The 20506-nt window shown below is 69.1% G+C and carries 16 protein-coding genes; 10 read left to right on the top strand and 6 right to left on the bottom strand.

The annotated features are described in order from the left end of the window. Window positions 1-6 precede the first annotated feature (6 nt). Window positions 7-195 carry a hypothetical protein gene (locus ACFYR3_RS19080; RefSeq protein ID WP_355842481.1) on the bottom strand — a complete coding sequence of 63 codons (189 nt, stop codon included), beginning with the start codon at window positions 193-195 and terminating at the stop codon, window positions 7-9. Between the two features lie 603 nt (window positions 196-798). On the opposite strand from ACFYR3_RS19080, the gene ACFYR3_RS19085 reads away from it, so the two are divergent. The 8 genes from ACFYR3_RS19085 to ACFYR3_RS19120 all read left to right on the top strand — a co-directional run bounded on the left by ACFYR3_RS19085 (window position 799) and on the right by ACFYR3_RS19120 (window position 11292). Further along, window positions 799-4545, top strand: a complete 3747-nt coding sequence (locus tag ACFYR3_RS19085; RefSeq protein ID WP_389283944.1) for a nitrate- and nitrite sensing domain-containing protein — start codon at window positions 799-801, stop codon at window positions 4543-4545. Between the two features lie 9 nt (window positions 4546-4554). Continuing rightward, a complete protein-coding gene (locus tag ACFYR3_RS19090) occupies window positions 4555-4968 on the top strand; it encodes a roadblock/LC7 domain-containing protein (protein WP_266765867.1) in 414 nt (137 codons plus the stop codon). A gap of 111 nt (window positions 4969-5079) precedes the next feature. Further along, window positions 5080-5478 carry a DUF742 domain-containing protein gene (locus ACFYR3_RS19095; RefSeq protein ID WP_355842487.1) on the top strand — a complete coding sequence of 133 codons (399 nt, stop codon included), beginning with the start codon at window positions 5080-5082 and terminating at the stop codon, window positions 5476-5478. Beyond that, window positions 5459-6034 (top strand): ATP/GTP-binding protein, encoded by a 576-nt coding sequence (locus tag ACFYR3_RS19100; protein WP_028802395.1) that lies wholly within the window; start codon window positions 5459-5461, stop codon window positions 6032-6034. The genes ACFYR3_RS19095 and ACFYR3_RS19100 overlap by 20 nt, the downstream gene beginning before the upstream one ends. Before the next feature lie 352 nt (window positions 6035-6386). Next, a complete protein-coding gene (locus ACFYR3_RS19105; RefSeq protein ID WP_389283946.1) occupies window positions 6387-9611 on the top strand; it encodes a nitrate- and nitrite sensing domain-containing protein in 3225 nt (1074 codons plus the stop codon). 10 nt (window positions 9612-9621) lie between these two features. Next, a complete protein-coding gene (locus ACFYR3_RS19110) occupies window positions 9622-10035 on the top strand; it encodes a roadblock/LC7 domain-containing protein (RefSeq protein ID WP_261709979.1) in 414 nt (137 codons plus the stop codon). Between the two features lie 95 nt (window positions 10036-10130). Further along, window positions 10131-10730, top strand: a complete 600-nt coding sequence (locus ACFYR3_RS19115; protein ID WP_356781714.1) for a DUF742 domain-containing protein — start codon at window positions 10131-10133, stop codon at window positions 10728-10730. After that, window positions 10711-11292 carry an ATP/GTP-binding protein gene (locus tag ACFYR3_RS19120; protein WP_151472110.1) on the top strand — a complete coding sequence of 194 codons (582 nt, stop codon included), beginning with the start codon at window positions 10711-10713 and terminating at the stop codon, window positions 11290-11292. The genes ACFYR3_RS19115 and ACFYR3_RS19120 overlap by 20 nt, the downstream gene beginning before the upstream one ends. A gap of 312 nt (window positions 11293-11604) precedes the next feature. On the opposite strand, the gene ACFYR3_RS19125 is transcribed toward ACFYR3_RS19120, so the two are convergent. The 3 genes from ACFYR3_RS19125 to ACFYR3_RS19135 all read right to left on the bottom strand — a co-directional run bounded on the left by ACFYR3_RS19125 (window position 11605) and on the right by ACFYR3_RS19135 (window position 14213). Continuing rightward, the gene (locus ACFYR3_RS19125; RefSeq protein ID WP_261709981.1) at window positions 11605-11799 is read right to left on the bottom strand and encodes an acyl-CoA carboxylase subunit epsilon; all 195 of its coding nucleotides are present in this window, start codon (window positions 11797-11799) and stop codon (window positions 11605-11607) included. Window positions 11800-11856: 57 nt separating this feature from the next. Then, window positions 11857-13464 carry an acyl-CoA carboxylase subunit beta gene (locus tag ACFYR3_RS19130; RefSeq protein ID WP_389283948.1) on the bottom strand — a complete coding sequence of 536 codons (1608 nt, stop codon included), beginning with the start codon at window positions 13462-13464 and terminating at the stop codon, window positions 11857-11859. Window positions 13465-13715: 251 nt separating this feature from the next. Next, window positions 13716-14213 carry a hypothetical protein gene (locus ACFYR3_RS19135; RefSeq protein WP_389283949.1) on the bottom strand — a complete coding sequence of 166 codons (498 nt, stop codon included), beginning with the start codon at window positions 14211-14213 and terminating at the stop codon, window positions 13716-13718. A gap of 291 nt (window positions 14214-14504) precedes the next feature. On the opposite strand from ACFYR3_RS19135, the gene ACFYR3_RS19140 reads away from it, so the two are divergent. After that, window positions 14505-15125 (top strand): YceI family protein, encoded by a 621-nt coding sequence (locus ACFYR3_RS19140; RefSeq protein ID WP_355856418.1) that lies wholly within the window; start codon window positions 14505-14507, stop codon window positions 15123-15125. A 344-nt stretch (window positions 15126-15469) separates the two neighbouring features. Here ACFYR3_RS19140 and ACFYR3_RS19145 read toward each other — a convergent pair whose 3' ends face one another. Continuing rightward, window positions 15470-16822, bottom strand: a complete 1353-nt coding sequence (locus ACFYR3_RS19145) for a hypothetical protein (RefSeq protein ID WP_355856415.1) — start codon at window positions 16820-16822, stop codon at window positions 15470-15472. Window positions 16823-17029: 207 nt separating this feature from the next. On the opposite strand from ACFYR3_RS19145, the gene ACFYR3_RS19150 reads away from it, so the two are divergent. Then, complete coding sequence (locus ACFYR3_RS19150) at window positions 17030-17344, top strand: hypothetical protein (protein ID WP_389283951.1); 315 nt, start codon at window positions 17030-17032, stop codon at window positions 17342-17344. A gap of 69 nt (window positions 17345-17413) precedes the next feature. Here the strand turns inward: ACFYR3_RS19150 and ACFYR3_RS19155 are convergent, their stop codons facing one another. Continuing rightward, a complete protein-coding gene (locus ACFYR3_RS19155) occupies window positions 17414-20455 on the bottom strand; it encodes a carbohydrate binding domain-containing protein (RefSeq protein WP_389283953.1) in 3042 nt (1013 codons plus the stop codon). Between the last annotated feature and the right edge of the window lie 51 nt (window positions 20456-20506).

Consider the following 20506-nt stretch of genomic DNA (forward strand, 5'->3'; position numbering starts at 1 on the left):
CTCCGCTCACTCCGCGGCGGAGGCCGCGACCGGGATGTCCATGAGGACGGTGCGGCGGGGGTTGGCCGTCTGCAGGGGAAGGTCGACCGCGTGCTCCGGCCGCTCCGGCGTCCGCAGGGCATCGGCGTCCTCGAGGTGCGCCAGCGTCGTGCGTCGCGGATTGGCTATGTTGCGGAACATCATCGTCGTCTTCACCGTTTTGCTCGACCTTGTCGTCCTGGGCGCCGGTCGGGGTCAAAGAACCCCACATAGGCGCGGGTTGTCGGATTCGCCATCCCTGTAAAGCGTCAGGCTAAACATTCAATTCCCGGGCGATGCAGTGAAGACGCCATGATCGCTGTGTGAGTTTCCTCACTAGTCGAGGGACAAACCGGTCAATCACGACCCCCAACCCGGGCCGACCAAACGGACATTGCTCCATTGAACCAGTCATTCCGCTCCTGATCATCGCGACTGGGACAGGGTATATAGCCCAACGGCTCGTAGGCATAAGCCCGGTATGTACGAGATCCCCTTGCACACCTCGTGACGTGACCCTCACATGCTGTCACGGAGGTCACAGCCTGGTACTCGGGCCTTGTTGGAGATCCTGCACTGTGCTGGAATTCCTCGGACCGCCGCGGAATCACGAATCCGGCGCGCAGGGGCGCTACGCAGCGCCGAGTGGCGGCGGGATAGGGGGAGCCTGCGCCGGTCACTCAGACCACATATGGGAGGCGCATCTGTGCCTCTCGTACAACGCCGACACCGTCCCGCCGTTCCAGCGGAGGGGCGCCTGGTCCAGAGGTTGCGACGCTAGTGCAGGGACGTTTCAAGAGGGATGGCAGCGCTTCGGCGGAGCCGGAGCCGCGCGGCGGGACCGACCGCGGTTCCTCGCCCCAGCACGCCCAGAACCCGGGACCGGCAGAGGTCGGCGGCAGCGGTGAACACTCCGCTCGCGCCGGCGCGAAGCCCAAGGCTCCCGCCACCACGACGGCCGCCACGCCGAAGAGCACGCCGGGCCCCGGCTCGCGCGTAGCTCTGCGGAACTGGCGCATCTCGACACGACTGGTCTCGCTGCTCGCGCTCCCCGTCGTCGCCGCGACCTCGCTGGGTGCGCTCCGCATCAACGAGTCGATGGACAACATCCAGCAGCTCGACAACATGCGGCTGCTGACCGAGATGACCAAGCAGGCGACCGAGCTCGCCGCCGCGCTCCAGAAGGAGCGCGACGAGTCGGCCGGTCCGCTGGCACACGGTGCGCTGTCCAACGACTACACCGTCAAGGGAGTGCGCGACGCCACCGACGTCGCGAAGAAGCACTTCCTCCAAGGCACGCAGCAGGTCGACGACGCCACGGCCAAGGGCCAGTTGTCCGGTGTGCACGACAGCCTCGTCGGTGTCGTCAGCGAGCTGTACAACCTCAACAAGATCCGCAGCGACGCCTACACCGACCCCCAGAACTCGACCCAGACGGTGGACGCGTACCACCGCCTGGTGACCGAGCTCCTCGCGCTCTCGCAGGACATGGCCGAGGCGACCAGCAACCCGGAGATGATCCAGCGCACCCGTGCGCTGGCGTCCTTCTCCGCCGCCAAGGAGTACGCCTCCGTCCAGCGCGCCGTCATCGCCGCCGCGCTTCCCGAGCAGCCGAAGACCTTCGGTGTGCTCTCGAAGAACGACCAGCAGTACGCGCTCTCCGCACAGGAGAGCCAGGAGTCCGAGAACGAGAGCTTCAAGAACATCTACGGCTCGGGCAGCGCCGACCTGCTCCTGGCGATCGAGGGCGACAACCCGACGATCAAGTCCGCCGACCAGTACGCCAAGCGCGTACTGAGCGGCCCGGACGGTCTGAAGACGCAGAACAAGCGCTCGTACAAGGACTGGGTCGACGACGACTCCGCCAAGATCGATCAGATGTCGAAGATCGAGACCACGCTGCTCGGCGAGATGGAGCAGAAGGCCCGTGAGCTGCGCAACCAGTCCCAGAGCGAAGCGATCATCTCCGGTGTACTGATCCTGCTCGTCCTCGGCGTCTCGCTCGTCGGCGCCTTCGTCGTGGCCCGCTCCATGATCCGCTCGCTGCGCCGCCTCCAGGACACCGCGACCAGGGTCGCCCAGAACCGCCTCCCCGAGCTGGTCAAGCAGCTCTCGGAGTCGGACCCGCAGGACGTCGACACCTCCGTCGAGTCGGTCGGTGTGCACTCCCGGGACGAGATCGGCCAGGTGGCCGCGGCCTTCGACGACGTGCACCGCGAGGCCGTCCGCCTCGCCGCCGAGCAGGCCCTTCTGCGAGGCAACGTCAACGCGATGTTCACCAACCTCTCGCGCCGCTCCCAAGGTCTTATCCAGCGTCAGCTCTCGCTCATATCCGAGCTGGAGTCCCGCGAGGCCGACCCCGACCAGCTCTCCTCGCTGTTCAAGCTCGACCACCTCGCGACCCGCATGCGCCGTAACGGCGAAAACCTTCTCGTTCTCGCCGGTGAAGAGCCCGGTCGCCGCTGGACCCGTCCGGTCCCGCTGGTCGACGTGCTCCGCGCCGCCGCCTCCGAGGTGGAGCAGTACGAGCGCATCGAACTCGCCTCGGTCCCGACCACCGAAGTCGCCGGCCGGGTCGTCAACGACCTCGTCCACCTGCTCGCAGAGCTGCTGGAGAACGCCACGTCGTTCTCCTCCCCGCAGACCAAGGTCAAGGTCACCGGTCACGCCCTGCCCGACGGCCGGGTGCTGATCGAGATCCACGACACCGGTATCGGTCTGTCCCCCGAGGACCTGGCCGCGATCAACGAGCGGCTCGCCGCTCCGCCCACGGTGGACGTCTCCGTCTCCCGCCGCATGGGTCTGTTCGTGGTCGGTCGTCTGTCGCAGCGTCACGGCATCCGCATCCAGCTGCGTCCGTCCGACTCCGGTGGTACGACCGCGCTGGTCATGCTGCCGGTGGACGTCGCACAGGGCGGCAAGAAGCCCATGCCGAACAAGCCGGGCCAGGGTGCCTCCGGCGGCGGCCCCGCGGCTGCGCAGGCTTCGGCCGGTCTGGCCGCGGCCCGTCAGACGAACGGCTCGCTCGGTGCCGGAGCCCCCGCCGCTCCCGGTGGTCCCCTCGGGGCCCCGCCGCAGCGCGGACAGGTCGGCGCCGGCCAGGGTCCGCGGGCCGCGCTGCCCACAAGCAACCAGGGCGGTCGCCCGGGTGCTCCGGGCGGAGCGCGTGGTCCGCAGGGTCAGGGTGCCGGTCAGCAGGGCAGGCAGGCTCCGGCCGGTGCGAACGCCTTCGGGCAGAGCCCGCAGGGCTACCAGGCCGGGAACGGCATGCCGCAGCAGGGATACGGCGGCGGATCGGGCTCCCCGAACGCCTTCGGTGACACCTCCGGCGGCCAGCAGAACTCGTTCGGCAACGGATCCGGCGCCGGTCAGAACGCCTTCGGCGACAGCAACCCCGCGGCCGCCGCTCCGGCGCCCGCGCAGGCACCGGCCAGTGGCAAGGGCAGCCGTCGCCGGCCGCAGCTCCCCGGGCGCGGTGGCGCGCGTGCCGAGCTGCCCGGTGGCAACACGGGTTCCCGCACGCCGAGCTGGAGCGACGACAACGCGCAGCCGCCGGTTCCGCGTACGTCTCTCGACACCCCGCGTGGCCACGAGGACCCCGAGTCCACTTCGCGCATGCCGCGGATCGACGATCGCCAGGGCCCGGCCTCCACCGCGGAGTTCGCCCGTCCCGACTTCGACGCCCCGCGCCCCGGCGCGAGCGCGCCGCAGAACAACGGCCAGAGCAACGGCCAGTACGGCTACAGTTCCGGCAACCAGTCCTCCGTCGGCCAGAACCCGGCCGGCACGGGGCAGTTCCCCACCCAGGGCTACGGTGCCTCCCAGGACCCGTCGTCCACCGGCCAGTTCGCCCAGCCGGGCTACGCGGCTTCCCAGGGCCCCTCGTCCACCGGGCAGTACGCGACGCCCGGTTACGGCAACGGCAACGGTCAGGGCTCGTCGTCCACCGGGCAGTACGAGCGGCCGGCCACCCCCCAGCCGCCCGTCCGCCAGGAGCCCGAGGCGCTTCCGCCGGCCTCGAACCCCGGTGACGGCCGTACCCCGCTGTACGACACGCTGGAGACCAACTGGTTCCACGGTCAGGCGAACGGTTCGGACGGCGCTCCCACCAACGGCGTTCCCACCAACGGCACCCCCCAGAACAACGGTTCCCAGGGATTCACGCAGGTTGCCCCCCAACAACCGCAGACTCCCCCGGCTCCGCAGCGACCGGCCGCCGCACCGGCCGCTACCACGTGGCGCAGCTCTCCGAACGACGATCTCGTCAAGCAGGCAGAGCGCGCCCGTAAACCGTCGGCAGGCGGGGTCACCACCTCAGGCCTGCCGCGCCGCGTCCCGCGAGCCAACCTCGTCGCGGGCACGGCACAGCAGCAACAGCACCAAAGCGGTCCGCAGGTCTCGCGTGCGCCTGATGACGTACGCGGCCGGCTGACCAATCTCCGTAGGGGCATTCAGCAAGGTCGACAGGCCGCTCCCAACGGCCAGACCGGCAGCTTCCCCAGCCCCACTCACCAGCAGGAGCGTTAGTTGAGCCCGATGAGCCAGGCGGCACAGAACCTCAACTGGTTGATCACCAACTTTGTGGACAACACCCCCGGGGTGTCCCACACCGTCGTCGTGTCCGCCGACGGACTCCTTCTGGCAATGTCCGAAGGCTTCCCCCGCGACCGCGCGGACCAACTGGCGGCCGTCGCCTCCGGACTCACCTCGCTGACCGCCGGGGCTTCCCGGATCTTCGAAGGTGGAGCGGTGGCCCAGACGGTCGTGGAGATGGAGCGCGGTTTCCTCTTCCTGATGTCGGTTTCGGACGGATCGTCCCTCGCGGTCCTCTCCCACCCGGAGTGCGACATCGGTCTCGTCGGCTACGAGATGGCACTGCTCGTCGATCGTGCGGGCGCCGTCCTCACGCCGGACCTGCGTGCCGAACTACAAGGCAGTCTGCTTCACTGACCGCCGCCGGATCCAGACACCGCACGAAATCACCGTCCGGCCGCCACAATCCCCCCACCGGCCCCAACAGACGGCACGACTGACCGACTTGCTGTCCCGCCCGGAGGATTCATGACCCCGCCCACCGCCTCTCATGACTCGTACGCTGACCCGTACGGGGACGAGGGCGACCAGCCGCTGGTACGTCCGTACGCGATGACCGGCGGCCGGACCCGGCCGCGGTACCAACTCGCCATAGAGGCTCTGATCAGCACCACGGCCGATCCGAGCCAGCTGATGGGACTCCTCCCCGAACACCAGCGCATCTGCCACCTGTGCCGGGAAGTGAAGTCGGTGGCCGAGGTGTCGGCCCTCCTGTCCATGCCTCTCGGTGTGGCCAGGATCCTCGTCGCGGACCTCGCGGAGGCCGGACTCGTCGCCATTCACCAGCCTGGCGGCGATGAGAACAACGGCGGCGTGCCGGCCGTGACACTGCTCGAAAGGGTGCTCAGTGGACTTCGCAAGCTCTGACGGAGGCCGGGCGACCACCTCCGCGAAGATCGTCGTAGCGGGTGGCTTCGGTGTCGGCAAAACCACGTTCGTGGGTGCCGTCTCCGAGATCAACCCGCTGCGCACCGAGGCCGTCATGACCTCCGCCTCGGCGGGGATCGACGACCTCACCCACACCGGGGACAAGACCACCACCACGGTGGCCATGGACTTCGGCCGTATCACCCTCGACCAGGACCTGATCCTGTACCTCTTCGGTACGCCGGGCCAGGACCGCTTCTGGTTCATGTGGGACGACCTGGTCCGCGGTGCCATCGGCGCCGTGGTCCTGGTGGACACCCGGCGTCTCGCCGACTGCTTCCCGGCGGTCGACTACTTCGAGAACAGCGGTCTGCCGTTCGTCATCGCCCTCAACGGCTTCGACGGTCACCAGCCGTACAACCCGGAGGAAGTCCGCGAGGCTCTTCAGATCGGCCCGGACGCCCCGATCATCACGACGGACGCGCGACACCGTGCAGATGCGAAGAGCGCTCTGATCACCCTGGTCGAGCACGCCCTCATGGCCCGGCTGCGGTAGCAGCCAAGTAGACAGCTCCATATGGAAGTTGTCGTAGACGCATTGGAGGCCGACTGTGTCATTTGACACGGTCGGCCACAGTGTTCATAACGTTTCGACAGAGAATTTCACCGACCCCGACACGCATCGCGGTCAGCCGGTGCCACTGCGCTCATGAAAGCCCCGCCTTTTGGCGGGGCTCGCTCTTTATGACCGTTTTATCTGTGGCCGGCGCCACTCGGAATCATCGATTCCGAGTGTTTGGAAGGGCGCCGCTTGACGTGCTGGAATGCGCTGAACTGCCCAGTAGTCAAGGGCGCTGGTAGATACCGCGGCACAACGTAGGTGCCGACGCCGAGAGGTTGTTGGTCGAGTGAGGCGAAGCATGAACGGTCCCGAGCCGTCGGCACGGGGCAACTTCACCCCGCCGCCGCGCGGAGCGGCGCCCGCACAAATGCCCGGCCCGGAGCCCACGCCGGCGCCCGCGCCGAGCGGGAGTCGTTTCTCCCCGCGCAACTGGCGCGTGCCGACCAGGCTGAACGCGATCCTGCTCATACCCGTGGTGGTCGGCCTGGTCATGGGCGGCTTCCAGGTGAAGAGCTCGATCGACACCTGGCAGGAGGCGCAGGACGCCGAGAAGACGGCGCGCCTGGTGCAGGCGGCACTGAACTACGGCGACAAGCTGTTCGTCGAGCGTGACCTCAGCGCCTACCCGCTGCTGAGCGGCGCCGGCAAGAAGGACCCCACGGTCGTCAAGGTCCGCAAGCAGACGGACCTGGCCGCGGACGCGTTCGACCAGGCCGCCCAGAACATGCCGAAGACGCCCGGCCTGGAGCGCCGCCTCGCCGTCTTCCGCAATGTCGAGCCCGGTCTCGAGCAGCTGCGGAACCTCGCGTACACCACCAAGCTTCCCGGTGTGAAGACCGAAGAGGGCTACCTCCAGATCCAGCACCCGCTGATGGAGTTCGCCAACGAGCTCGGTCTGGGCACCGGAAACATCACCAGCTACGGCCGTACGGTCTACGCGATCTCGCTGTCCAAGGCCGCGCTGTCGCTGGAGCGGTCCATCGGCATGCACATGCTGATCAAGCCGGGTCCCGGTCTGAGCAGCCTCGCCAGCCAGCGTGTCGCCCTCTCCTCGTACGCCTACCTCGAAGGCATCGCGGTCGAGGAGTACATCGGTGGTGGCACCGAGGCCGACGCGAGCAAGCTCGAAGCGGCCCAGGCGGCGATCAAGTCGGACCTGACGGCGAAGGCGCGGGAAGCCGCGGCCGCCGACCCGAACTACGTGAAGCCGCCGTCGAACCCGACCGACATGGTCACGGCTCTGGCACAGCTCAAGTCCCCGCTGGAGAGCGACCGCGCCACACTGGCCGCGGGAGGCGTCACCGCGCAGAACTGGATGGCGGTCAACACCGCCAAGTACAACGCGTACCGCCAGATCGAGTCGGACCTCGCCGACAAGGCGGTGGCCGAGGCCGCGGACATCTCCGACACGGCCAAGACCGACGCCTTCATCACCGGCGCCATCGTCGTGATCGCCCTGCTCGCCGCGTTCATCCTGGCCGGCATGGTGGCCCGCCAGATGAGCCGTGCGATGCGCCAGCTGCGCAACGCCGCCTTCAATGTCGCCGAGCAGCGTCTGCCGATGCTGGTCGACCAGCTCTCGCGCACCGACCCCGGCCGGGTCGACACCCGCGTGCAGCCGATCCCGATCACCACCACGGACGAGATCGGCGAAGTCGCCCGCGCCTTCGACCAGGTCCACCGCGAGGCCGTACGACTCGCCGCCGAGCAGGCCCTCCTGCGAGGCAACATCAACGCGATCTTCACCAACCTCTCGCGCCGCAACCAGTCGCTGATCGAGGGCCAGCTGACCCTGATCACCGACCTGGAGAACAACGAGGCCGACCCGGACCAGCTGGAGAACCTCTTCCGCCTGGACCACCTCGCGACCCGTATGCGCCGCAACGGCGAGAACCTCCTGGTCCTCGCAGGCGAGGAGCCCGGCCGCCGCTGGGACCAGCCGGTCCCGCTGGTCGACGTGCTGCGCGCCGCCTCCTCCGAGGTGGAGCAGTACGAGCGCATCGAGCTCTCGGGTGTCCCGGAGGCCGAGATCCACGGCCGCGCCGTGACCGACCTCGTGCACCTGCTCGCCGAGCTCCTGGAGAACGCGACCACGTTCTCCTCCCCGCAGACCAAGGTCCGCGTCACCGCGACCCGTCTCCCCGACGGCCGCATCATGGTCGAGATCCACGACAAGGGCATCGGCCTCACCGCCGAGGACTTCGCGGACATCAACCACAAACTGGCCAACCCGCCGACCGTGGACGCCGCGATCTCGCAGCGCATGGGCCTGTTCGTGGTCGGCCGGCTGTCCGACCGCCACGGCATCCGCGTCCAGCTGCGCCCCTCGGGCGAGCAGGCCGGTACCACCTCGCTGGTCATGCTCCCCGACGCCATCACCCACGGTGGCGGCGGTGACTACCAGCCGATGCGCGACGAGTTCACCGTGTCCCAGATCATTCCCGAGCAGCCGTCGTTCCAGGGCGAGAGCTTCGCGGGCCTGCAGCAGCAGAAGCCCGTGCTGACCGCCGCGGACCTCGGTTTCGACGACAGCCGCTACGAGGTCCCGGACGACGCCCGCGATCTGGACCCCGTGGGCCGCTCCCTGATGCGCGAGGAGCGCCGTGCGGCCCTGGAGGCCCAGGCGCAGGGCGTGGAGGCCGTCGAGAGCCCCCAGGCGTACACCGAGGGCTTCGAGGCCCAGCCCGCGTACGACAACGGACAGCCGTCCTTCAACGGTGCCCCGGCGTACGACGGCGGCCAGGGTGTGCACGAGGAGCAGCAGACCACGTACGACCAGCAGACGTCGTACGAGGAGCCGCAGCAGGCTGCGTACGACGAGGCGTACTTCCCGTCCACCGGCGGCTACCCTGAACCCTCGTACACGGAGCCGGTCCAGCCGGAGCCCGCGGGAGTGGGCGGCGCCGCCCCGGAAACGCTGTCCGGCTTCGGTGAGCCGTCCTACCAGGACGACTGGCCGCAGCAGGACACGTACCAGGACGCGTACCAGGGCGGGTACCGGCCCGACTACGCTCCGGAAGCGGGATCCCCGCAGGTCGCTGACGCGGCCGGGCAGGACAGCGTAGGCTTCAGTCGTCCGGGACCGGCCCCCTCGGCCGCCCACGCGATGACCGACGCGGGACTGCCCCGTCGCGGAGCCCCCACCGGCGGCAACAGCCAGCGCCCCGCCGAACCGGCGAGGAAGCAGGCGGCGCCCGCACCCTCCCGGAGCGCGGGCGACGACTGGCGATCGTCCAACGACGATCGGTGGCAGCGCGCCGAGCAGCTCAAGAAGCCCAAGGCGGGCGGGGTCACCTCGTCCGGTCTGCCGCGGCGGGTGCCCAAGGCCAACCTGGTCGAGGGAACCGCGGAATCGACCCCCCAGGGCGGCCCCCAGGTCTCCCGTGCTCCTGAGGACGTCCGGGGCAGGCTGAGCAACCTGCGTCGCGGCGTGGAGCGGGGACGCAATGCAGGTAGTGAGACGAACGGTCAGGGCCTCGGTCCTGACAGCACCTACAACCAGGAGCGTTAGTGTGAGCCCGATGAGCCAGGCGGCACAGAACCTGAACTGGTTGATCACCAACTTCGTGGACAACACCCCCGGGGTGTCCCACACAGTGGTGGTCTCCGCCGACGGACTCCTTCTGGCTATGTCCGAAGGCTTTCCCCGCGACCGCGCCGACCAGTTGGCGGCCGTCGCGTCCGGTCTGACCTCATTGACCGCGGGCGCGTCCCGTATCTTCGAGGGTGGCCACGTGAACCAGACCGTTGTGGAGATGGAGCGAGGATTCCTTTTCCTCATGTCCGTTTCGGATGGTTCTTCACTCGCAGTACTTGCACACCCTGAGGCGGACATCGGTCTCATTGGGTATGAGATGGCGCTTCTGGTGGACCGTGCCGGCACGGTCCTCACTCCGGATCTTCGTGCGGAGCTCCAGGGCAGCCTTCTCAACTAATAGACAGACGGTGCGAATTGGCGTCCCGGGGCCGTAAGGTTTCGGGACGCGGTCCCACACGTTGGGTGCCCGGCACAGTCGGAGGAGGAGAGAAAGTGGTAACACCCCCAGGCGGTTCGTCTTCGGGCAATTGGTCGTACGGCCCCGGCCAGGGGCAGGGCGGCCAGGGTGAGGGTTCCCAGAACCCGAACCGGTACAACTTTCCCTCCGCGCCCAGCCAGCGGCAGCAGCCTTACCCGCCCCAGGGTCCGCAGGGCCCCGGGCCGTCTCCCTACGACCAGCCGCCGGCACCGCGTATTCAGCCCGTACAACCGCAGCGACGCTCACCCGAGCCGTCGCCCGCCGGGTCGTCGAGCAACCCCCTGGTGCGTCCTTACGCCATGACGGGTGGCCGCACCAGGCCCCGCTACCAGCTCGCCATCGAGGCACTGGTGCACACCACCGCGCAGCCGCACCAGATGCAGGGCCAGTTGCCCGAGCATCAGCGGATCTGCAACCTTTGCCGGGAGATCAAGTCGGTGGCCGAAATCTCGGCTCTGCTGACCATCCCTCTCGGTGTTGCCAGGATCCTCGTCGCCGACTTGGCGGAGGCGGGCCTGGTCGCCATTCATCAGCCGGGCGGCGACGAGAGCGCCGGCGGCCAGCCAGCCGTGACATTGCTCGAAAGGGTGCTCAGTGGACTTCGCAAGCTCTAGCGGAGGGCCTTCCCGCTCCACCACGTCCGCGAAGATCGTGGTGGCGGGCGGCTTCGGCGTGGGCAAGACCACGTTCGTCGGCGCCGTCTCGGAGATCAACCCGCTGCGCACCGAGGCCGTCATGACGTCCGCCTCGGCGGGCATCGACGACCTCACGCACACCGGCGACAAGAAGACGACGACCGTCGCCATGGACTTCGGCCGTATCACCCTCGACCAGGACCTGATCCTGTACCTCTTCGGTACGCCCGGTCAGGACCGCTTCTGGTTCATGTGGGACGACCTGGTCCGCGGCGCCATCGGCGCGATCGTCCTGGTGGACACCCGGCGTCTGGCCGACTGCTTCCCCGCGGTCGACTACTTCGAGAACAGCGGCCTGCCGTTCGTCATCGCCCTCAACGGCTTCGACGGCAACCAGCCGTACCAGCCCGAGGAAGTCCGCGAGGCCCTTCAGATCGGCCCGGACGCCCCGATCATCACGACGGACGCCCGCCACCGCGCGGACGCGAAGTCGGCGCTGATCACGCTGGTCGAGCACGCCCTCATGGCGCGCCTCCGCTAGCACATCCCGCTTCCGCGGCAACGGCCCCTGCTTCTCCACCCGGAGAAGCAGGGGCCGTTGCCTGTTGCCTGTTGCCTGTTGCCTGTTGCCTGTTGCCTGTTGCCTGTTGCCTGTTGCCTGTTGCCTGTTGCCTGTTGCGACGGGCTACGGCCGAACTCCTGGCCCGTACAGCCCCGTTGAGCGGCGAGACGGCCGGGGATACCGAACGCCCGCCGGAACGCCGCCTGTTGGCCCTGGAGGGCGTCCGCGGCCTCCAGGACACACCACAGCCCCGCCCTCCATCGGGAGGACGGGGCTGTCGGAGTCAGACCCTCAGTGCCAGCTGTGCGGTGCCCGGAAGCCGGGCTCCCGCTCCAGACGGCGCCAGCCCGCCTTACGGTGGGCGCGGTGGGCAGGAGCGGCATCAGTGGGAGCGGCGGCGGCACGGGCCAGGAGGATCGCCGTGATGGCGGCGACTTCCTCGGGCTCGGCGTGGCCCTTCTCGACGCGGATGTCAGCGTTGCTCATAGGTTTCAGTCTCCATGAGAGAGGTTTCCGCGGGGGTACCGCGGAGAATCCGCAGGGTTACTGCGGGGGGTTGCCGTGCTTGCGGGAGGGCAGGTCCGCGTGCTTGGTGTGCAGCATCGCGAGCGACTTGATCAGGACCTCGCGGGTCTGGGCGGGGTCGATGACGTCGTCGACCAGGCCGCGCTCCGCCGCGTAGTACGGGTGCATCAGCTCGGCCTTGTACTCCTTGACCATGCGGACGCGCATCGCCTCGGGATCGGCGGCATCGGCGATCTGACGGCGGAAGATGACGTTGGCGGCACCCTCGGCGCCCATCACGGCGATCTCGTTCGTCGGCCAGGCGTAGGTGAGGTCCGCCCCGATGGACTGGCTGTCCATGACGATGTAGGCACCTCCGTACGCCTTGCGCAGGATGAGAGAGATCCGCGGCACCGTCGCGTTGCAGTACGCGTAGAGCAGCTTCGCGCCGTGCCGGATGATCCCGCCGTGCTCCTGGTCGACACCCGGGAGGAACCCAGGCACGTCCAGCAACGTGATGATCGGGATATTGAAAGCGTCACACATCTGGACAAAGCGCGCAGCTTTTTCGGATGCCTCGATGTCGAGGACACCCGCGAGGCTCTGCGGCTGGTTGGCGACGATGCCGACGACCATGCCGTCGAGGCGGGCCAGCGCGCAGATGATGTTGCGGGCCCAGCGCTCGTGGATCTCCAGGTAGTCGCCGTCGTCGACGAGCTCCTCGATGACCTTGGTCATGTCGTACGGGCGGTTGCCGTCGGCCGGGACCAGGTCCAGCAGCACCTCGCTGCGGCGGTCGGCCGGGTCCGCGGAGGCGGCCCGCGGCGGGTTCTCGCGGTTGTTCTGCGGGAGCATCGACAGGAGGTAGCGCACCTCGGCGATGCAGGTCTCCTCGTCGTCGTACGCGAAGTGGCAGACGCCGGAGGTCTCCGCGTGGACGTCGGCGCCGCCCAGGCCGTTCTGGGTGATCTCCTCGCCGGTCACCGCCTTGACCACGTCCGGGCCGGTGATGAACATCTGCGAGGTCTCGCGGACCATGAACACGAAGTCCGTGAGCGCGGGCGAGTAGGCCGCGCCGCCGGCGCACGGGCCCAGCATCACCGAGATCTGCGGGATGACGCCGGAGGCCTTGGTGTTGCGCTGGAAGATGCCGCCGTAGCCGGCGAGGGCGGAGACGCCCTCCTGGATACGGGCGCCCGCGCCGTCGTTCAGGGACACCAGCGGCGCACCGGCCGCGATGGCCATGTCCATGATCTTGTGGATCTTCGTGGCGTGGGCCTCGCCCAGCGCGCCGCCGAAGATCCGGAAGTCATGGGCGTAGACGAAGACCGTCCGGCCCTCGACCGTCCCCCAGCCGGTGATGACACCGTCCGTGTACGGCTTCTTCGCCTCCAGGCCGAAACCGGTCGCCCGGTGCCGGCGAAGCTGCTCGACCTCCTGGAACGAGCCCGCGTCCAGCAGCAGCTCGATGCGCTCCCGGGCGGTCAGCTTGCCCTTGGCGTGCTGCGCCTCGGTCGCCTTCTCACTGGGGCCGCGCAGCGCCTCCGCACGGATCGCGTGCAGTTCCGCCACACGTCCGCGCGCGTCCGTCGGTTCACCTGTGGAGCTCGTGGAGCTGGCGGTGTCGGCCTCGTCCAAAACGGTCATGTAGCGACCATACGAAGTCCACCAAGGAAACATGCCCGTCGACTCTGCACAGTCTCCGGACCGTTTTCCTGGTGCCCCTGAACAGAACCGCCATCACATGCAGGCAATCCGACTGCCCAGGGGGGCTCGGGCTTGTTGAGATCACACAAACCGTTCGGCCGAGAGCCGCCTCACATTCATGAGTGGCACATGCCATCACCGGGGTGACGCGGACCCTCGTTCGGCGGTCCGCGCACCCCGCGGGCGTCGGCTCAGCAGCCGCCGCAGTTGTAGTAGAGGACGTCCCAGTGGTTGCCCTCGTCGGCGTAGATGTTGCCGGCACCGGACTGGTACTGCGGGGCACCGTCGCCGCGCAGGCCTATGTAGCTGAAGGTGTTCTTGATGTAGGCGGTGACGCAGGTGTTCTTGCCGTAGTCCAGCTTGTAGCCGTTCCAGTGCGAGTAGGTGCCGCTCGCGTGACCGGTCTCGGTGCCGCCGGTGATGTTGAGCGCGCAGCCACTGGCCCCCTTGAGGGTCTGGGCGCCCTGCGCCGTGGCGAGGTTCAGCTGCTCGAACGACGTACACGTGGAGTTGTTGCGGTCGGAGCAGTTGCCGGAGGAGGACCAGGTGATGCCGACCTGGCGGAACATCGAGGTCGTGGTGGCGTGACTGATCCTGGTGACGGCGAAGGCATCGGTGGCGGTGCCGACGACGGCGACACCGGGGGCCACGACGAGGGCGAGAGCGGTCAGCGCGGACCTGAGTTTCATCTGGGGGGACCTTTCCTGCGAAGGACCGTCGGGCGGCCGTACGGACATACGGCCGTGATTCCTGTGGGGCGGCTGCGCAGGGGGTGCACGCAGATGGTGCCCGAGTTCTACGCGCGTTCGCCAGAAGGCGGACACGTGTAACCCACCGTGACGCGCGAGCCACTCTCCGGATGATGTTGAATGTTGAACGGAATAGGTCTACGGTTGCCCTTGTTCATCTCGTTGAACATTAAACAGACTGACGCCGTGGCTCTCACCGGAACCGCGGCCCGTCCCCCCTAGGAGCACCTCATGGGCATCTTCGGCCGCAAGACCACCGACACCGCCGAGTCCGCGGGCACCGCGACGGCCACGGCGGTCAGCCCGGACCTGGCCGCACTGACCGGCGAGTACGCCATCGACCCGGCCCACTCGACGATCGGCTTCGTCGCCCGGCACGCGATGGTGACCAACGTCAAGGGCAAGTTCAACGACTTCGAGGGCACGCTGCACCTGGACGGCGGCGACCCGGCCAAGTCGACGGCTTCCCTCGACATCAAGATGGACAGCATCGACACCGGCTCCGCGGACCGCGACGGCCACCTCAAGAGCGCCGACTTCTTCAAGACCGACGAGTTCCCGGCGATGACGTTCCGCTCCACCAAGGTGGAGGCCCTCGGCGGCGACGACTACCGGATCACCGGCGACCTGGAGATCCTCGGCACCACCGGGGAGCTCACCATCGACCTGGAGTTCAACGGCTCCGCGAAGGACCCGTTCGGCAACGAGCGCGTGGGCTTCGAGGGCAAGGCCGAGATCCTGCGCTCCGAGTGGGGCCTCACCTGGAACGCGGCCCTGGAGACCGGTGGCGTCCTCGTCTCCGACAAGATCAAGCTGAACTTCGACATCTCGGCGATCAAGAACGCGGCCTGAGTCACCGGCCCGCACCGGCCCCTGTCGGCCCACACCGGCCGACCCGTTCGCTCCGGCGACATCCCGAGCGCGCCCGCCCGCCCTCCCCGTACGGAGAGGGCGGGCGCTCCCATGTCCGCACGCCGCCGCTTCTCCCGCCCGGCCGCTCCAGGCGCGCCGTCACTTCACCCGCCCAGCCGCACCGCGTACACCCTGAAGAACGACATCACCGGCGTCACCGGCAAGCGGCTCGAGAGCGACATCCCCGAGAAGCTGGACCCGATGAACCCGACGAACCACCTTCAGCGGCACAGCCCCGGCCGCTCCCAGCGCCGGCGGCGGTCAAGCCCGGTGCGCGGCGCCGCTCAGAAGCCGCCGCCGAAGTCTCCGCCGCCACCGAAGTCGCCTCCCCCGCCGTCCCCGAAGCCGCCGCCGAAGTCGCCGGGGTCGAAGTCGGCACCGGAGACGTCGCCGCCGCCGTAACCGCCGCCGAAGTCGCCGTAGCCGGTGCCGTAGGCGGCCCCGTACCCGGGGCTCGCCATCATGCTGCCGAGCACGGTCCCGACGAGGAGGCCCGGCAGCACGCCGCCGCCGAAGTAGCCGCCCGCCCAGGGGCCGTACGCCGGGCCCGCGTCCCAGTACGGACGGCGGCCGTGGTCCGTCTCGACCTCGCGGATCGCCGGGTCCTCGCCGCCGACGAGGCGGATCCAGTCCGCCTTGCAGACCGGGACCTCGCGGGCTGCGCCCCCGGCGGGTGTCCAGGCCGCGTCGGCGACGGACGGGCCGTGCCGGGGGTCGAAGAAGCAGGGCGCCCGGCGTTCGGGGACCGGGCGGCCCTCGCGGCGCGCGGCGAGCACGGCGAGCGAGAAGCGGCCCTCCTCCAGGGACTGGGTGACGGCGCGTACGTCCTCGGGGCGCCGGGCCTTGGCCATGAAGGACTTCGCCTGCTCGTAGGCGTCCAGCCCGCGTTCGTAGTCCGCGCGCATCGCGTCGTCTGCGCCCGCCTCCGCTGGGTGGAAGTCGAGCCGGTCCAGTTCCTCGCCGAAGGCGGTGATGTCCTCGTCCACGACCACGCGGAGCCTGTCGAGCGCCGCCCGCTGCTCCTCCTCCTTGCGGCGCCGGTTGCGGCGCACGACCGTGTAAGCGCCCGCGCCGCCGACGACGGCCACCGCGCCCACCGCGATGAGCGCCCCCGCCGAGACACCTGTGCCGTTCGTGCCGCCGCCCCAGCTCGCGGGGGCCGAACCGTGGATGTTGGCGAGCGCGCGGTCGGTGAACTCGTTCAGCTGGGTGTTCGCGTCCGACACGCCCTGGACGCTGGTGACGAGGTTCTGCACGGCCGGGCGGGACATCACCGAGGAGTCGGCGCGTGCGTCGAAGCGGTCGCCGAGCCTGATCTCGTAGAGGCCGGTGATACCGGTGGCGGTGCGCAGGTTCTGGAAGAGGTTCTGGGTGGGGAAGTTCGCGGGGAGCACGGCGACGAAGACCGGCTTGTCCGCCTTCTTGATCTTGGCGGCGAGGGCGTCGGCCTCCGACGAGGAGAGTTGGGCGGAGGCGGCCGGGTCCACATAGACGGGGCCCTTTCGCAGGGCCGCCGCGACGGTGGAGACGTCGGTCGCCGCGTCGGCCCGGGGCGCCGGGAACCACACCATCGCCAGGGCCGCGAGCATCAGTGCGACCAACAGGCCCGGAAGTCCTCGGGTGCTTACGGCCCTCATGCCTTTGAAGCTACCCGAACCAGAGCAAAACTGGACATCGGGAGGGTGACGTCCCGCCGCGGCCGGGGCCGGCCGAACTCCTCGGTGCCGAGCCCGCCCGTCGTGGCATCGGCAATGGGCCGGCGTCCCGAAACGATTCGGTTCCACCTGTCGGAACTATGGCCTCCATCACAGCGATTTCTGGCATGAACCTGATGAAGTGACCGGATGATCGGACTCATCATTCGCGTTCTCCCGTTCTGGGTTCGCGAGCCGCTGCTCATCGCCGTCGGCATCCCCTTCAGCGGCGCTCTCTTCTACGCCGCGGCGCGGGACGGGTCGGCCTTCGGCGCGCTCCTCGGTGCCGCGGTGCTCGTGTTCACCGCGATCCGCGTGCACACCGTGGTCAAGGCCCTGCAGGCCCGCAAGGCGGCCAAGGAACTCCGGAGCGCCGCGGCGACGGCAACGACCGCACCGGCTGCACCTGCCGAGCCGGCTGCACCCGCCGCACCCGCCGCACCCGCCGCACCTACCGTGCCGTAACGAGCAGGGACCGGAACGCGGGCCGGCCGGGGCTGGTGCTCAGCCCCGGCCGGCCCTCCACGCTTTTCCTCACCCCGCTCGGTACGCCTCCGTCAGCTTCGCCACCGCCTCCGCGTAGTGGCCGGTCAGCAGAAGATGGTCCGCGTCCGCGAAGGGTCCCGCGTTCGCCGCGGTGATCGACGGGCCGATCTTCCGCTGGACGAGCAGGCGGGCCTTCGTCACGGCCGTGCGGGCGATCTCGTCGGCACCGGACCGCTCCGCCGCCGAGGCCACCAGGGCGAGCGTCCGGAGGGTGGCCGTGCCGCCGCCCGGTACGTTCCTGAGCGTCGTGAGACCCCATCCGTACGGGAACTGCGGGTCGTAGGAGGTGTCACCGACGTTGATCGGCACCTGGGCCTGCGACTTCGGCCAGGTGACCGGGAGCTGCCCGGTGAAGGCGCGCCTTCCGTAGAGGACGTCCGCGACACCGTCGCCCTCGGTGCCCGGCAGCCAGGAGGCAACTAGGGCGTCGACGGCGCCGAGCCGGTCACCGATGAGCTGCGGGCGGCCCGAGACGATCAGCACCGCGCACTTCATGGCCGCGCACACCTTGTCGACGGCGGCCTTGTCGGCCGCGGTGAGCTCCAGGTCGTTGCCGTTGCCGACATCGCCGACGCCCTCCGCATACGGGGTCTCGCCGACGACGACCACACCGACGTCGTAACCGCCGGTCGGTGCCGAGGCGTCCTTGGAGTAGGTGACGTCACCGCCGGCGTTCCGCATGCCCTGGAGGATCGTGGTGCCCTTGGTGATGTTGCCGGACGAGCCCTGCCAGGTGAGGGTCCAGCCGCCCGTCTGGTTGCCGATGTCATCGGCGTTCGAACCGGCGACGTACACCTTCTGAGACTTCTTCAGCGGCAGTACGCCGTCCGTGTTCTTCAGCAGGACCTGGGACTCGGCGGCCGCCTGCCGGGCCACGGCCCGGTGCGCGGCCGAGCCGATCTTCGAGGCGCCGCTCGTGTCCGCGTACGGCTTCTCGAAGAGGCCCAGCTTGAACTTCTGGGTGAGGATGCGCGACACGGCGTCGTCGATCCGCCGCTCGCTGACGCGGCCGGCGTTCGCCTCGTCCATGAGCGTCGTGCGGAAGTCCTTGTACGAGTACGGCACCATCATCATGTCGACGCCCGCGTTGACGGACGTGCGGACGTGCGAGGCGTAGTCGCCGGGGAGCTGGTCGATGGCGTTCCAGTCGCTGATGACGAAGCCGTCGAAGCCCATCCGGCCCTTGAGCACGCCGTTGATCATGTCGGCGCGGGCGTGCATCTTCACCGGGCCCTGGCCGTCGCCGATGATGTCGAGCGAGGAGTAGGACGGCATGACCGAGCCGATACCGCGGTCGACCGCTGTCCGGAAGGGCGCCAGGTGAACGGCCTCCAGCTGCTGCCGGGTGACCTTGGTGACGCCCTGGTCGAGGGTGTACGAGCCCGTCGTGGACGTGCCGTACCCGGTGCCGCCGTCACCGACGAAGTGCTTGGCGGTGGCGAGGACCTTGTCGTCGTCCTTCAAGTCCTTGCCGCTGCGGGCGCCTTGGAGGCCCTGGACGATCGTCTCCATGGACTGGACGAGCGCCGGGTCCTCGCCGAAGGACTCGTAGGAACGGCCCCAGCGTTCGTCGCGGGACACGCACAGGCAGGGGGCGAAGTCCCAGGGGATACCGGTGGCGCGGACCTCGGACGCGGTCACCGCGCCTGTCCGCTCCGCCAGTTGGGGATCACGGGTGGCGCCGATGCCGATGTTGTGGGGCATGACCGTCGCGCCGGCGAGGTTGTTGTGGCCGTGCACCGCGTCCACGCCGTAGATCAGCGGGATCTGGAACCGCGTTGCCTGTGCCCGCAGTTGGTAGCCGTCGACCATCTTCGCCCAGGCCTCGGCGGTGTTGGGGGTCGGCGTGGAGCCACCGCCGGAGAGCAGCGACCCGAGGTCGTAGGAGGCGATGTCGCCGCCCGCGCCGATCGCGCCGCGCTCGGCCTGGGTCATCTGTCCGGCCTTCTCCTCCAGGGACATCCGGGAGACGAGGTCGGCGACCCGCTTCTTCACGGGCAGTTTCGGGTCCAGGTACGGGAGTCCGTGGGCGTCGATGACGACCTGCGGGGTCTCTGCGGGGGCCTTGGCGCCGGTCACCGTGAGCTTGAGGGGGATCGTCTCGGCCGCTTCGGCTGACCGGTCACGCAGGGTCGGGACCGTGATGGTGCGGCTCGCGCCGGACGTCGTGCCCGCCGGGAAGGTGATCTCACCCTTGACCTGGGTGTAGTCCTTGCCCGGCTCGGCGGTGCCGCCCGCGCTCTCGTATCCGACGGTCACGGGCTCGTCGATCGGGGCGGAGCCGGTGGTGGCGACGGAGACCCGCACGGCGGCGGTGCCGCCCTCCCGTACCGGGTAGACGGCGGCGTCGGTGGTGACGGAGGCGCGCAGGGACTGGTCGGCCTTGCCGTACAGCTCGACGTCGTCCATGGCGAACTGCCCCTGGACGCCGACCGGGAGGGTGACGGCGTATCCCCACATCTGCGTCAGGCCGAGGACCTGGTCGATACCGCCGACGGGCTGGTAGTCCGTGCGATAAGTGAAGTCGGCGAAGGGGATCTCGATCTGTTTCCAGCCGGTGAAGTCATCGGTGAAGGAGGTCGTCCACAGCTCGGAGGCCTCGCCGTTGGCGCCGCCGTCCTTGATCTCGAAGGCGATCTTCTTGGCGTTGTCGTGGCCGTCCCACCAGAAGCGGATGCCCTTGTGCGCGGACCAGTCGTGCGCCGGCTGGCCGGCGGCGAAGTCGTGGGTGAACCCGCCGTAGCCGCTGATGTCGTAGTCGCCGGTGAGGACCTTGGCGCCCTCGGGCGCGTCGGACCGTGCGGTCAGGGCGAGATTCGGCGGGTCGTCGCTGTCGCTGCCCCAGGTGAAGATGCCGTCGGCCGGCTGGCTCGCGAAGGGCACCTCGCCCTCGAAGCGGTCGACCGGGACGGGCGCGGGATCATCGGCCGCCGCCGTTCCCGCCGAAGCGAGCGGCAGCAGTCCGGCGATGAGCACGGCACCGGCCAGCAGAGCGGTTCTTCGTACGGAATTCCGATCGAGCCCGGTCAATGGGTTCCCCCCTCGACTGTCACGTTCTTCGGACGACGTGCTTCTTGAGAT

Source organism: Streptomyces sp. NPDC005784, assembly GCF_042871525.1.
In the GTDB taxonomy this organism is placed as follows: Bacteria; Actinomycetota; Actinomycetes; order Streptomycetales; family Streptomycetaceae; genus Streptomyces.